10 protein-coding genes are annotated in these 14,413 nt (G+C 50.5%); 8 read left to right on the top strand and 2 right to left on the bottom strand.

The features are described 5' to 3' along the window. The first annotated feature begins 8 nt into the window (after nt 1-8). A complete protein-coding gene (locus tag Q8K39_RS17605; RefSeq protein WP_305262505.1) occupies nt 9-1,055 on the top strand; it encodes a substrate-binding domain-containing protein in 1,047 nt (348 codons plus the stop codon). On the opposite strand, the gene Q8K39_RS17610 is transcribed toward Q8K39_RS17605, so the two are convergent. Next, on the bottom strand, nt 1,049-3,085 hold the full coding sequence (locus Q8K39_RS17610; protein ID WP_305262236.1) for a di-heme-cytochrome C peroxidase: 2,037 nt from the start codon (nt 3,083-3,085) through the stop codon (nt 1,049-1,051). The two genes, Q8K39_RS17605 and Q8K39_RS17610, sit on opposite strands and share 7 nt — an antisense overlap. A 324-nt stretch (nt 3,086-3,409) precedes the next feature. Here Q8K39_RS17610 and Q8K39_RS17615 point away from each other — a divergent pair, with 324 nt between their 5' ends. The 7 genes from Q8K39_RS17615 (at nt 3,410) to Q8K39_RS17645 (ending at nt 13,736) form a co-directional block, all read left to right on the top strand. Next, nucleotides 3,410-4,156 carry a transglutaminase family protein gene (locus Q8K39_RS17615; protein WP_370868637.1) on the top strand — a complete coding sequence of 249 codons (747 nt, stop codon included), beginning with the start codon at nt 3,410-3,412 and terminating at the stop codon, nt 4,154-4,156. A gap of 118 nt (nt 4,157-4,274) precedes the next feature. Next, on the top strand, nt 4,275-5,276 hold the full coding sequence (locus Q8K39_RS17620) for an extracellular solute-binding protein (protein ID WP_305262241.1): 1,002 nt from the start codon (nt 4,275-4,277) through the stop codon (nt 5,274-5,276). Nucleotides 5,277-5,466: 190 nt separating this feature from the next. Next, the gene (locus Q8K39_RS17625; protein WP_305262243.1) at nt 5,467-7,023 is read left to right on the top strand and encodes an iron ABC transporter permease; all 1,557 of its coding nucleotides are present in this window, start codon (nt 5,467-5,469) and stop codon (nt 7,021-7,023) included. Between the two features lie 9 nt (nt 7,024-7,032). Continuing rightward, the gene (locus tag Q8K39_RS17630) at nt 7,033-8,121 is read left to right on the top strand and encodes an ABC transporter ATP-binding protein (protein WP_305262245.1); all 1,089 of its coding nucleotides are present in this window, start codon (nt 7,033-7,035) and stop codon (nt 8,119-8,121) included. A 199-nt stretch (nt 8,122-8,320) separates the two neighbouring features. Then, nucleotides 8,321-9,145, top strand: coding sequence for a biopolymer transporter ExbD (locus Q8K39_RS17635; protein WP_305262247.1), 825 nt, complete (start codon nt 8,321-8,323; stop codon nt 9,143-9,145). A gap of 847 nt (nt 9,146-9,992) precedes the next feature. Further along, nucleotides 9,993-11,939: an ATPase domain-containing protein gene (locus Q8K39_RS17640; RefSeq protein WP_305262249.1), complete on the top strand. Its 1,947-nt coding sequence runs from the start codon at nt 9,993-9,995 to the stop codon at nt 11,937-11,939. 30 nt (nt 11,940-11,969) lie between these two features. Further along, nucleotides 11,970-13,736, top strand: a complete 1,767-nt coding sequence (locus Q8K39_RS17645) for a bifunctional diguanylate cyclase/phosphodiesterase (RefSeq protein WP_305262251.1) — start codon at nt 11,970-11,972, stop codon at nt 13,734-13,736. A 142-nt stretch (nt 13,737-13,878) separates the two neighbouring features. On the opposite strand, the gene Q8K39_RS17650 is transcribed toward Q8K39_RS17645, so the two are convergent. Continuing rightward, a complete protein-coding gene (locus Q8K39_RS17650; RefSeq protein WP_305262253.1) occupies nt 13,879-14,412 on the bottom strand; it encodes a hypothetical protein in 534 nt (177 codons plus the stop codon). Nucleotide 14,413: the final 1 nt, after the last annotated feature.

The raw sequence follows: 14,413 nt of genomic DNA on the forward strand, positions 1-14,413 counted from the left end.
CCCAGCTTCTGTCCACCTTTGCCATTTGCCCTATGTCGATTACTTTAAAGGAGCTTGCTGCCAGCCTGGGTATGTCCAAGACCACGGTCAGCCGTGCCTTGAACGGCTACCCTGAGGTTGGTGAGCAGACGCGCAAAAAAGTATTGGCGGCAGCAGAGCAGCATGGTTATGAAGCCAACCCCATGGCGCGCAGCCTGGCCGTGGGCCGCACCAATGTATTTGGCCTGATCTACCCCTTGCTGCCATCTGACCTGGGCGACCCCATGTTTCTTGGCGTTGTGGGTGGTATGGCCGAGGCATTGGAAGCGCGCAAGATGAATCTGATGATCGCGCCTGTCTCGCCCGGCAATGAATTGCCCTCCTATGAGCAAATGGTCAAGGGCCGACGCGTCGATGGCTTGATCGTCAGCCGCACCATGGTGCAAGACCCGCGCATTGCTTATTTATCCAGGCAGGGCTTCCCCTTCATTGCCCATGGCCGCACCCAGACTGACAAGCCTTACGCCTGGTTTGACTATGACAATGCAAATGGCATACGGCTGGCTGTACAGCACTTGTTGGCGTTTGGTCACCAACGCATCAGCCTCATCAGCGCACCGCTGGAACTGAACTTTGCCCGGCAAAGGCGCACCAGTTTTGTTGAAGCCATGAGCGGTGCCGGCCTCGACATTGATACCCGCTATCTGATACAGGATGCCCTCGACAGGCGCAGCGGTTATCTGGCTGTGCAGCAGCTATTGAACTGCACACCCAGGCCCAGCGCCATCATCGTCGATAACCACCTCTCGGGAGTAGGTGCCATGCGCGCCCTGATGGACGCAGGTATCGCCATAGGCCGTGACATCTCCGTCATCGTCTGGGGTAACATGGAAGACACCCTGGTCGGTGACCAGGTCACCACCATAGACCAGCCTGACCCCCGGGCGGCAGGCGCCAAGATGAGTGAAATGCTGCTGGCGCTGATGAATGGAACACCTGCAGCAGACTTGCAGGTGCTGTGGCAGCCGGTGTTGATCGCGGGATCAACCACCGGCCCTTGCAAGAACGCTCACTGAGCTTTCAAATACTCCAGCAAGTCCAGCCTTTGCTCTTTCGTTAGCACTGGCAAATCTCCGGGTTTTGTCGGCGGCTTGTTGCCATAGTCATGGCCAGAATTGTGATTGCCATTTAACCTGGTGTCGAAGGTAAAACCTTCGTAAGCAGCGCTCTTCATGCCGACTTTTTCTGCATCAAATTCACGTGAACCGACCAGGAATTTTTCAGGGCGGCATTCTGCATCCTTTTGATCGGCAGGGCAGGTCGCTGGCAGCAGCAAATCATACAGGGTAGGTACAGAGCCATTATGCAAGTAAGGCCCGGTTGCCCAGATGCCATTCAGTGAACGCCCCTTGTATGCCTGTAGGGACGAGTAGGGGTTCATCGTGGTATCGGGGATGTAATTTCCATGCTTGTTTGAATCCTTGATCTCATTGCCAAACAAAGCCTGGATAATATTGTGCAACCACTCAGACCAGCGGCGTATAAAGCCCTTGTCAGCATCTGGCGTGGTCACTACACCCAGCGTTGCCTTGGTCAGCAGGGCAGCGATGGGGGCTTTTTTATCCAGCAAGACATCACCCACACCCGCACCCACATATTGATTGCGCAAGATGCCTGAATAACCTTCATATTTGATACTGTTGTCGGCCATGGTGGGATCGGTGCCCACTTCTTCCAGCTTGGACATATGCGCCACCACGCGCCGTTGTGGCGAACTGCGGTCTATCTCTGCATGGCAACTGACGCAATAATTGGCAAACAGTTTTTCACCACGCTTGATGCGGGTCTGGTCCAGCTTGCCCAAAATCTCTTGCGGCCATTTAGGTGACTGCAATTCAGTCAACTGGTTTTCTATGCGGCGCAAGTTCTGGGTATTGATGGAGCTGTCATATTCAACCACCTTCTTGGTCCAGCCCTGGCCAGAAATCAATGAAGTAATAGAGAAGCGCTTGCCTTCATGCCAGTCCAGAGAGCCAAACACACCTATCACTTCGCCCGTATTGCGCCCCAGCGGCCCCAGTCCACCATTGCCACCCAGACCATTCCACTGCACATAGTCATGCTGCGCGATATCCCACAAGAATGGGTAACTGACAGGTGCATCTGCCTTGATGAATAATTCCTGCCTGAGTTTGACGATGTTCTTGGCCGAAGTCGCCACTCTTTCTACGATCTTGTCGCGGTCGGCAGAACTGATTTCTGGCCCTATACCCGCCAGTGCCGTCCGCACTTCTTCTTCAGTCAGCACCTTGCCCAGCACTTCTTCTATCTGCTGGCGATTCAGCAAATGTTCCAGCGTGCGGTTATATATACGGCCAAAGGCATCCAGCCTGGCATAGCCATAATCGACAGGGCTGTGATTGATGATGTTATAGCTGGTCAGGCGCAGGGTGTAAGTCTTGATATCGGCAATCACATCCGCTTCACTGCTATATGCACCCAACCTCAAAACAGCCTGGACAAAACGTTTTTGTACATCCGGCTTGTCCCGGACAGCCACCATCGCCTGGGTCAGGCCTTTCAGGAAACCCGCCATGTCCGCACTGGCCGGCCCACCATCAATACGCATGCCCGTACCCTTGAAATTGACTTGCGCAGTATGGCAAGCTGCACAGGTAAAACCCATGTAATCCTTGCTCAGATAATTGTCTTTGACAAAGCCCACGGGCAAGGCATCTGGGTTGCTGGAGGTTTTTTTCTGCGGCAGATAGCGATAGCGGTTGATGTTCTCATCACTGCGGAACAACTCTGGCTTGTCGTCCTGTTCCAGCACCAGGAAGAAATCATAAGGCAGCAAGTTGGAACCCTGCGTCGTGGTGTAGAACCACAAGCTCTGCTCGGGTTTCCAGTTCTGGTCCAGATAAACAATCTTGTCTGCATTGTCACCAAACACATCCTGCTTGACAGTCATCGCACCGCGATCAGGATCACTGTCAGACACTTCCCATCTCTGCGACAAGGTAATGATCAAAGGTGGAATGATGAACAGCAAAGCCAGCAACAAGAAGCCATGCCATATTTTGAGCTTTATTTTTGGAATTTTCATGACTGCTCCCTGAGTGGAAAGACCTGAGAAATCGGGTGAATTGGAGAGGGATGTGATTGTAATTTTATCATGTCTATATTATAAGTCTTTTTTTGTGAGGCGAAGTTGTCGTTGAGGCGGATGTGCGTATTTAGCAACAATTTTTTCAAGCAGCCCAGTTTGTTTCTGCTCACCGGCATATGCCAAGAATTGCCAGCAAGTAGCCAGGCGCATTGTTTCCATCATTGCTTTGCTTGAATACTGCTTGACCCCGTAGTGACTACGGGGTTTTAAATGGATGCTGTATTCATCCTTAACACTGAAAGGCAAGCAATCATGACTGATATGACAATTGAAGGTACGATTAAAGGCGCACAAGCTGGCGGTTTGGAGGGCGCCAATGTGTTGTTGCATCCCAGTGCTTTGCTGGACTACCAGCACCCATCCATACAAGCATTGATTGCCGGGCGTGGGTGGCGTAGCCTGGATGAATTTGGCCGCATAGGTGCAGTTTATAATTTTGTGCGCGACGAAGTAGCCTTTGGCTATAACACGGCAGATGATCTGCCTGCCTCTCAAGTGCTGGCGGACGGTATAGGGCAGTGCAATACCAAGGGTACTTTATTGATGGCATTGTTGCGTGCGCTGGACGTACCTTGCCGTTTCCACGGTTTCACCATAGACAAGGCTTTGCAAAAGGGTGCTATCACTGGCCTCGCTTATGTCCTCGCACCTCGCAGCATCATCCATAGCTGGGTTGAGGTCTGGTTTGGCGGGCGCTGGCTTAATCTGGAAGGCTTTATCCTCGATAAAAAATACCTGTGCCAATTACAGCAAAGATTTTCAAGTCAGCAGGGAGCGTTTTGTGGCTATGGTGCCGCAACGCCAGATTTACAAAACCCGCAAATTGACTGGAAGGGAAGTGACACCTATATACAAAAAGATGGCATCAACGCTGACTTTGGCGTATTCGAGACGCCTGATGCTTTTTATATGAAGCATGGCGCAAACTTGTCCGGGATCAAACGATGGATGTTTTTATGCTTTATCAGGCAATGGATGAATCAAAATGTGACGAATATCCGCGGATAGGAGAAAGCAGCTCACCATACATGCTGTCCAGATCAACTCAAGTGCAAGCTTGTTGGAATTGATAATGATACTCATTTGTGTTAAATTTTGGTCTTCTTATCGCTATTAGGTGCCACAAGTGAAAAATCTGAAATCGGTGATTGCTGCATCCCTTGCTTTGTTGTCCTGCTCCACAGCTGCCTGGTCTGAAGAAGTGGTTGTCTACTCGGCCCGCAACGAACAATTGATCAAACCCCTGTTTGACGCTTACACCAAGCAAACAGGCGTCAATGTCAAGTTCGTCACCGACAAGGAAGGGCCGCTGATGGAGCGGCTCAAAGCTGAAGGTGCAAATACTTCTGCCGACGTATTCATTACTGTGGATGCAGGTAATTTGTGGCAGGCAGCCAATCAGGGTTTGTTGCAAGCAGTTAATTCCCCGATACTCAATGCCAACATCCCGGCGCACTTGCGTGATCCTAAAAATATGTGGGTAGGTTTGTCGGTGCGTGCCCGTACGATTTTCTACAACACACAAAAAGTCAAACCAGAAGACCTCTCAAGCTATGAAGATCTGGCTGATGCAAAATGGAAGGGGCGCCTGTGCCTGCGTACTTCCAAGAAGGTGTACAACCAGTCCCTGACCGCAATGATGATAGAAGAACATGGTGAGCCCAGGACAGAACAAATTATCAAAGGCTGGGTAAGTAATCTGGCAACAGATGTATTCCCTGACGATACCAAGATGCTTGAGGCTGTGGGCGCAGGTCAATGTGATGTTGGTATTGCCAACACTTATTACTATGGCCGTTTGATGGACAAAAATCCCAAATTGCCGGTTGCCGTGTATTGGGCCAACCAAAAGACCAAGGGCGTCCACGTCAATGTGTCGGGTGCGGGCATCACCCGTCACGCAAAAAATCCGGCAGGCGCACAGAAATTGATAGAATGGCTGTCTTCGGATAAAGCACAAAATCTGTTTACCGATCTGGACATGGAGTACCCTGCCAATCCAGCGATCAAACCGCATGCAAAACTGCTGGCCTGGGGAACATTCAAGCAAAACTTGATCAATGTCACCAAGGCGGGCGAATTGCAAGCAAATGCAGTCAAGCTGATGGACCGGGCGGGTTATAAGTAAAGCTGTTCATTGATAGTCGATGCTTGCTCTTGAAAGAGGGCAGGCTTACAAAAAAGCGAGCAATCCAGTGCTCGCTTTTTCCATTTTTTGAATTGTCGTTTTTAAGTATATTTTGATACCTATATACCAATACTGCTTGGCTGCAAAAAGGTGGTTGACAGGGTGGCGTTTGGCCGCCGGTCTGGTTTCTATGCTTACCTTGATACCCCTGGTCGTGGTGTTGGCTTCGTTTTTGACGCCGCAGCCAGAAATTTGGAAGCATCTGGCTCAGTATGTATTGCCAGACTTGTTCTTGAACACGCTCTGGCTGCTACTGGGCGTGGCGGTGGGTACTGGTTTGCTGGGCGTCAGCCTGGCATGGCTGACAGCCGTGTGCGAGTTTCCAGGGCGACGGTTCTTCGCGTGGGCACTGGTATTGCCATTGGCCATCCCGGCCTATGTGACAGCCTTCGTCAGCATAGGTTTGCTGGACTTTACCGGGCCGTTGCAGACCTTGTTGCGCGACTGGTTTGGCAGCAGTGCCTGGTTCCCACGCATACGATCTACCGGTGGCGTCATACTGGTGATGTCCATGGCACTGTTCCCCTATGTCTATTTACTGGCGCGTAATGCTTTTTTGACGCAGGGCAAACGTTCGCTCGAAGTCGGTCAGTCGCTGGGCCTGTCGCGTTGGCAAGGCTTCTACAAAATCGCCCTACCCATGGCGCGCCCGTGGATAGCGGGTGGCATCTTGTTGGCCCTGATGGAAGCATTGGCAGATTTTGGCACAGTGTCAGTCTTCAATTATGATGCCTTCACCACCGCAATCTACAAAGCCTGGTTTGGTTTGTTTTCACTGTCGGCAGCTTCTCAGCTAGCTTCGATTCTGGTGCTACTGGTATTGATGCTGGCGCTGGGCGAGCATTTTTTGCGCGGTGATAAGCGCTATAACGTTATTGGCAAATCCAATCAATCCAAAATTCATCTGGGCCGACGTTCGCGCTGGCTGGCTTGTTGTTATGCCAGTGCCGTGCTGGCAGTCGCATTTGTGATACCAGTGGCGCAGTTATTGGTGTGGAGTGTGCAGGTATTTGCAACTGATTTCGATGCCCGTTACCCTGCATTTGTCTGGCATTCGATTTTATTGTCCGGCATGGCGGCTGTTTTGGTCGTGGCTGCAGCACTGGTACTGGCTTATGCATTGCGTCTGTACAAAGACTGGCCGACTTTGTTCTTTGCGCGCCTGTCTACCCTGGGTTATGCCATCCCCGGCACCGTGCTGGCGGTCGGCATTTTTATTCCGGTGGCCTGGCTGGATAATCAGATGCTGGCATTTCTCAAGCACTGGCTGGATATCAAGGACAGCAGCATCCTGCGTGGGACGCTGGTCGTGATGTTGCTGGCGTATGTCGCACGCTTTCTGGCACCTGGCTTTAACGCCATAGACAGCGCAATGCAGCGCATTACCCGCAACCAGGAAGACGCAGCGCGCAGCATGGGTGTCACCGGCCCAGCACTATTCCGGCAAGTGTATTTCCCCTTGCTGCGTGGAGGTATCGTCAGTGCAGGCTTGCTGGTATTTGTCGATGTCATGAAAGAGATGCCGATTACCTTGATGACCAGGCCATTTGGCTGGGATACCTTATCCGTACGCATCTTTGAAATGACCTCAGAAGGACAATGGGATCGCGCCGCCTTGCCCGCCATGGCTCTGGTGCTGGCTGGTTTGATACCGGTGATCCTGTTGACTCGCCAATCAGAACACTAAAGCAAAAATATGAGTGCATCAGCTACACCAGAAAAGCGCGCCAATCCGGTACTGACATTGAGTGGAATTGCCCATGCCTATCAAGACAGGAACACCTTCTCAGGACTGGGATTCTCTCTGGAGAAAGGGCAGATAGCATGCTTGCTGGGGCCATCAGGATGTGGCAAGACAACAGTCTTGCGATGTATCGCAGGTTTTGAATCCATAGGCCAGGGCAGCATACATGTGAATGGCCAGCTGGTCAGTACCGCACAATTTTCCTTGCCTGCGCATCAGCGCCATATTGGTATGGTGTTCCAGGATTATGCCTTGTTCCCGCATCTTGATGTGCAGAGCAATATCGCATTTGGCCTGCATGCCATGGGCAAGGCAGAGCGTGGCTTGCGCGTGGCAGAATTGCTTGACATCGTAGGTCTGAATGAAGTCCGCCATGCTTATCCGCATGCACTGTCTGGCGGGCAGCAGCAACGTGTTGCCCTGGCCCGTGCACTGGCACCCAAGCCAGACTTGCTATTGCTGGATGAGCCATTTTCCAATCTTGATACAGAATTGCGTGAACGCCTGGGCCTGGAAGTCAGAGCCATACTGAAACAGCAAAACACCACAGCGATACTGGTTACGCATGACCAGAATGAAGCATTTGCCATTGCGGATGAAATCGGCGTCTTGCATCAGGGCCAGATGCAGCAATGGGATACGCCTTACAATTTATATCATCAACCGGACAATCGCTTCGTCGCCGACTTCATTGGTGAAGGGGTCTTCATCTCCGGCACCGTACTTGCACCCGATAAAATAGAAATCGAATTGGGTATCGTACCCGCCAGAATGCCAGAAGACTGCTGCCTGGGTTGCATGGTAGATGTGCTCGTCAGGCCCGACGACATCATTCACGATGACCTCAGCCCCGTACTTGCAACCGTGGTGTCCAAGGCATTCCGGGGAGCAGAATTTTTGTACACACTGGAATTAAGCAGTGGCAGCCGCGTACTGTCCCTGGTGCCCAGTCACCATAACCATGCGCTGGGTGAGCAGATAGGGATACGGCTGGAAATCGACCATGTGATCGCGTTTCATACCCGTGGCGATGGCAGCTGAGCAGGCGCTCAAAGGGGGGGGCGTAGCGCTATACAATGACGCAAGCTTGTTGATGACCAGGGTATAGGATATGCGCTCTTGCTCCAGCCTTAAATTAGGGTTGATGCGCTGGTGGTACCGTCCGGATTATATTGATTCAATCATGATCAATGCTTGAATTTCTTTGACTTCAGAAAGTCTTTTTGCATTAGGAATGAGTATGAAACTTAACTTCATCTTGGTCGGTTTGACGATTGGATTTTCAGCGGTTACCCATGCACAGATGCAAAGCGCCGCCAACAAAAATCAAGCGACGGCGGTTGCTGCAAACACTCCTGTCAAAACAAGCTCAATGACCATATCACTGACTGCAAAAGGAGCTTACACACTTGGCTCGGACCAGGATAAGAGCCAAAAAAAATCGGGAGTATTGGTTGGCGCTGGTCAATTAGCTACATTGAATAAAGAATTGCTGGAAGTGAAGAGTGGCGCAAGTGATGTTGCGATCACCATCAAAGCGGAGCGCGCTACCAAATTCCAATACCTTGTTAGTGTTATGTCCACAGTGGCTTTGCAAACTACCAGGAAATTTATACTGGCGACAGAAACGAGTCAATGTACTGTGCATGTGCCGTTAGATGGCTTACCCAAGAACGCTGTATATCTCACTGTCCAGATTTCTGCGGGTGGCGACTATGCCTTGCAACTGAATGACAAAGATGGGAAAACCAAGGCGCCGATTGTAGCCTATAAGCAGGACAAGATCGCGAACCTGAATGATGCCTTGGTCCAAGCCAGAAATACGCATGCAGCTAGTTACGCTCTCATCAACGCCGACAAAGACGCACCAATTCAGGCATACGTTGATTTAATCAATATGCTGAACTCAGCGTCTATTGATAGACACATGATTATTGCCCAGAGTGGCGGTGGATCGACACAAAATGCGCCTGAAAAAAATCAACCCAAAACACAGCAACTTCGCCTAGACGAGCTGGGCGAGCAGCAGAAGCAATTGCTGGAGCAGTTGAAGAAAATAAAATAGTCTTTGAGAGGAATTACGCAGGTGCAAAAACACCACCAATTTGCGTCTTAAACCTGCCACTGATTTTCACTCAAACCCGCCACAAGTTTTTGAGATCGCCTGCAGTATTACCCGATGCCTTCCTGCTGTCACTTTGCGGCCGAACTCCGCGACAGCAAATCGAAGCAAGATCATCGACAGCTCTGTCTCGCTTTTAATCGCCTCCAGAATCACTGTATTGAGGTGGAATTATTTGGACGCAGTGCTTATCTCACCGAGGTCAGAATGAATCAAACAGGTTCTGCTATGGTCGCAAATGACCAGAAATAGCCACCAAATCCCCATGGACCGTCGCTCACTCTGAGCCCACGGCAGTTTCCTGCGGTTTCTTTCCTGGAGTCCTCCCAGTCGTCCGCCCGCAAGTGTTACAGGTACTTGATAGGTTTGCGCGTATGGGCGGGCAACTGACAAACCTTAACCCAAGCGGAAGTACGGCAATTTTGCCATGACTGGCCGCTGTCAATGGGTAAGCAGACGTTGGTCAACGTGTCGTCCACATCGAGGACTTAAGGAGAGCGTTCGTACAGAATTAATTCCAATCTCATTGCCAAACACACAACCGATCGACTGCTTTTTAAAAACCGAATGCCGCCTCCCCCTGCGGACGGCGACCTCTCCCTGTCGCGCCGTTCATTACGCGTCATTTTTAAACTGCGGCCAATCGCTGTACGCGCTAGTTGCTCCGTGCGTACGTTAGCACACAGACAATGCCCGCGTTGGGCCGTAAGCTGTAAATACCATGCTGCAAAACTGTTTAAGCTATATTCCACCCAGATCGGTAGATGGGTCGGTCAATGATGGGAACAAAATGGAATCGAGTGAGCTTCCGCGGCACCAAGTAATAGTAAATAACGTGATTCAGCGTACTGAGCAAGGTGCGGATCGCGTGATTCTTTTATGGGAAAAGTCAGCGGAAAAAATTATTCCAATCGTCGGTGAAAGTGGTTTTGAGTCTCTTTACGAAAGAAGTGTATGTCTTTCTCAAGCAACATTTCCTTGGCTCGCGCCGGATTCATTGTCAACACAGAATGATCACCGCTTCGCTGAATTAAAAATGTGCTTTGAAGGGCAAACGCGTGCGCAAGCCAGCGCAGCAAATGCTCTGCTTCTGATCACTTTCGCGGACCTGCTCGCCTGGTTAATTGGCGAGCAATTGACGGCCGACATTTTAAACTCAGCTTGGAGCACTGACGAGACGGATAGGATTGACAAGGAGCTCAAAATGAATGAAAAAGTGACGTCCGAGCGGCAGGAAACTGCTGATCTGATTGACAATGCGCTCAAAATGAATGGAAAAGTAACCATACGTCGCCTGAAAACGGGCGTATCTGGTCTGGACAACCTGTTGGGTGGAGGTTTGCCGGAATTCTCATTTAACCTGATTGCCGGCGCACCGGGAAGCGGCAAAACAACGCTCGCTCATCAGATCATGTTCTCTCTGGCAAGCCAGAATAATCGGGCTTTGTTTTTTACAGTGTTAGGCGAGCCAACTTTGAAGATGCTCCGACATCAACAGCAATTTCCATTTTTTGAAACCAGCAAGTTAAAAGACTCGATACGCTATGTCAACTTATCTGAAGACCTCGGAGATGGAGATTTTGACCGCGTCCTGTTACGCATTACCAAAGAAGTAAAAAGCTATGCGCCCAGCCTTGTTTTTGTTGACTCGTTTCGATCAATTGCGCATTCGGCGAAGGATACGGGGCATGGGGAGTCAGAGATTCAGCGGTTCGTGCAGCAACTTGGCATACAAATGACAAGCTGGCAGGCTACAACCTTTTTAATCGGTGAATATTTAATCCCGGAATCAGAATCAAGCCCTGTCTTTACTATTGCCGATGGCATTTTATGGTTGACGCAGAATTTGCTCCGCAATTCACTCGTGCGCAAGATTCAAGTGGTCAAAATCCGTGGTCAATCCCAGGCGCCAGGTTTGCATACGTTCCGCATTAGTAAAGAAGGAATTGAGATTTACCCACGCGCAATTGTCAATGCGGGTGCAGAGGCTGAGTCGACAGTGAAGGTGGCCGTTGAGGAGGAACGTGTTCCGATGGGAATAGCCGGCCTGGATGACATGTTGGGCGGTGGCTTGCCGCCGGGATATTCGCTGCTTGTGGTGGGGCCGTCCGGTTCGGGGAAAACGATATTGGCCACGCAATTTCTCGCCGAAGGCGCGCGCCGGGGCGAAAAAGGTGTGATTGCAGCATTTGAGAAGAGTCCGAGCCAATTGCTCAGCAACCAGGTCAATGCGTTGGTCAAGGCTAACCAAGTTGGCGTGATCGAGACGCGCGCCTTGGATTTGTCGATCGATCAAACCTTGCATGACTTGATCGATATGATAACTCGAATGAAAGCAACGCGTGTTGTCATTGACTCCTTGTCTGGATTTGAGCTGGCACTTGCACCGGAGTTTCAAGAAGATTTTCGCGCATCGCTATATCGGATGGTGGCCGAGCTTAATGGCATGGGCGTAACTATATTAATGACTTCGGAATTGGAAGATCGTTACACCGATTTGCGCTTTAGTCCATTTGGAAGTGCATTTCTCGCTGACGCCATTATCGTGCATCGCTATATTGAAATTGACGGCGAATTCAAACGCGCCATGTCGGTCGTGAAGGTCCGTGGAAGTCAGCACAGTAAGCAGATTCGGCTGTTTGACATTTCAGACGAAGGCATAATTCTTGGCGCGCCCTTATCTGCGTATGCCGGAATCATGACGGGTCGGCCCAGGATTGCTCCGGGGCTAGAATGACCAGTTGGTAGAGATCGCTAATGAACAGAAATGACAACGACAATGACAAAAGCCTCTCATAGCGATGACCCCGGCAAACCGGATGCGTCAGGCCAGCACCAAGACGAGTTGTCAGTTGCTGTGCCCGAAAAAAATATCCTCTCTAGGGAAAGCGCTGTCATTGAGAGCGAAGCATCTGTTATAAACCGCGAAAAATTGATCTCTTCACGAGAAGACGCCGCGCATTTACGAGAAAATGCCGTCGATTTGCGTGAAGACGCGACCCATCTGCGCGAGGGATCGGCGCAGGCGCGAGAAGGAGACGCACGGACGCGCGAAGGTGCAGTAACCTTGCGCGAGCAGGAAATTTGCGCATCAGAGACGATATTGGGGTCGGCCGACGATCGCCTGGTTATGTTACAGCAAGCAAACGCGCATCTGGTCACCGCAACAATTGAAACACAGAAACTGCTTGAAACTATCGAGACGACGAAAGTCGAGCTTGATCATTTGGCCCATCATGATGTCCTCACCAATTTGCCGAATCGAATTCTTCTGCAAGACCGACTTGGCCAAGCGATTGAGTTGGCGCGTCGCGAAGGCAGGCAACTTGCGTTGATGTTTATGGATCTGGATCGCTTTAAAAATATTAACGATTCTCTAGGTCATACGGTTGGCGACCAATTATTGCTGTCAGTTGCCCAACGCTTAGTGGCTTGCGTGCGTCACTCGGACACCGTCAGTCGTCAGGGAGGGGACGAATTCGTCGTGCTGCTTCCCGCGATAAATAACGCAGAATACGCGGCGCTGTGTGCGCGAAAAATACTCGCGACGCTCGCGTTGCCTCACTCGATCGACCAACACGACCTCCATATCAGCGTCAGTATAGGTATCAGCATCTACCCCGACGACGGTAAGGATGCCGAAGCGCTGATCAAAAGTGCAGACACCGCGATGTACCATGCAAAGGAAAACGGACGCGACAATTTTCAATTCTTCAAGCAAGAAATGAATGATCGGGCCATCAAGCGGCAATCCACTGAAGCGAACCTGCGTCGCGCTCTGGAGCGGCAGGAATTTGTGTTGCACTACCAGCCGAAAGTAAATCTTCATAGCGGCGCCATAGTCGGCGTCGAGGCGCTCATCCGCTGGCAGCATCCGGAACGAGGCTTGGTACCACCAGAGCAGTTTGTGGACATTGCCGAAGAATGTGGTCTGATATTGCCAATCGGCCGCTGGGTGCTGCGCGAAGCCTGTACCCAGGCCCGGGCTTGGCAGCAGGCTGGTTTGCCTCCAATTATCGTCGGAGTCAACTGCTCCGCGCTTGAGTTCCGTTCCGAGGGTTTTCTTGAAAATATAAGTGCGGTCCTCGCGGATACGTGCATGGAGCCGCGCTATCTGGAACTCGAATTGACCGAGAGTGTTCTCATGCAAGACGCTGAATTTACAAATTCCGCGCTGCTTGCGCTGCACGACTTGGGCATAAAGCTTACGGTCGATGATTTCGGCACTGGCTATTCCAGTCTGAGTTATCTGAGACAGTTTCCGATCGATACCCTGAAGATCGACCAATCGTTCGTGAATCACATGACCAGCGACACGAACGATGCCAGTCTCGTCAATGCCGTGATTAGCATGGGCAAAAGCCTAAAGATGCGCGTTATTGCGGTAGGTGTGGAAACACCTGAGCAGTATGCAATTCTTCTTGATCAGGAGTGCGACGAGGGCCAAGGCTACTATTTGGCCCGCCCGATGACTGCAGAAGCGATGGCATCCTTGCTGCAATCAGGCGCATCACTCCCCCCTTTCAATGGATGACCAGATTGGGCACTGCGCCAGTTTGACCACTTGACAGAGGTCGGCAAATGGGCGTCTGCTATGGGATCGAATCCGGTCATTCTCACCGTTATATTGAAATGCCGCAGATGAACCACGCAGGGCAGATTTTGATAATTGTATTTTATATATTAAAAATAGGTATGGTAGCGCCCTGTTTTGCGACTTCGCTGTACCGGCCCTTGTAAGCGTTTTCTGCGGGACTTGAGCATTTAATTAAATACATTTGCGCTATATCACTTCCTGACGGTATTTCTATAACCCAAGGGGAATGATTTACTAGCTCAAATGTTATATATCCTTCAAATCCTGGCTCTATTTGTCCGTCATTACATGACGCCACAACAAAAAGTCTGGCAAGAGTTCCTTTCGTCTGAAGCAAACCAAAATAATCAAGTGGGATTTTATAAATATGTTTGCTGCAAGTTATAAGCTGCTCACCGGGTTTCAGTACCAGATTTTGTTGGAGTGTTTCTTTTTCATGAAAAATATCAGTTGGATTGGGAAGCAACCCAAAAACCACAGGCTTGTCATATATTTTAGGTCTATAGCAATGATTCCCTAGTTGAACTTTGAGGGAAAAATCGTCAACTAAGCTCCTGTCACAAATGCCGTATTGCTGGGTTAGCTGCTCTAGATTTTTTTCTATTATGATCATG

Source organism: Undibacterium sp., from assembly GCF_030683615.1.
In the GTDB taxonomy this organism is placed as follows: domain Bacteria; phylum Pseudomonadota; class Gammaproteobacteria; order Burkholderiales; family Burkholderiaceae_D; genus Undibacterium; species Undibacterium umbellatum.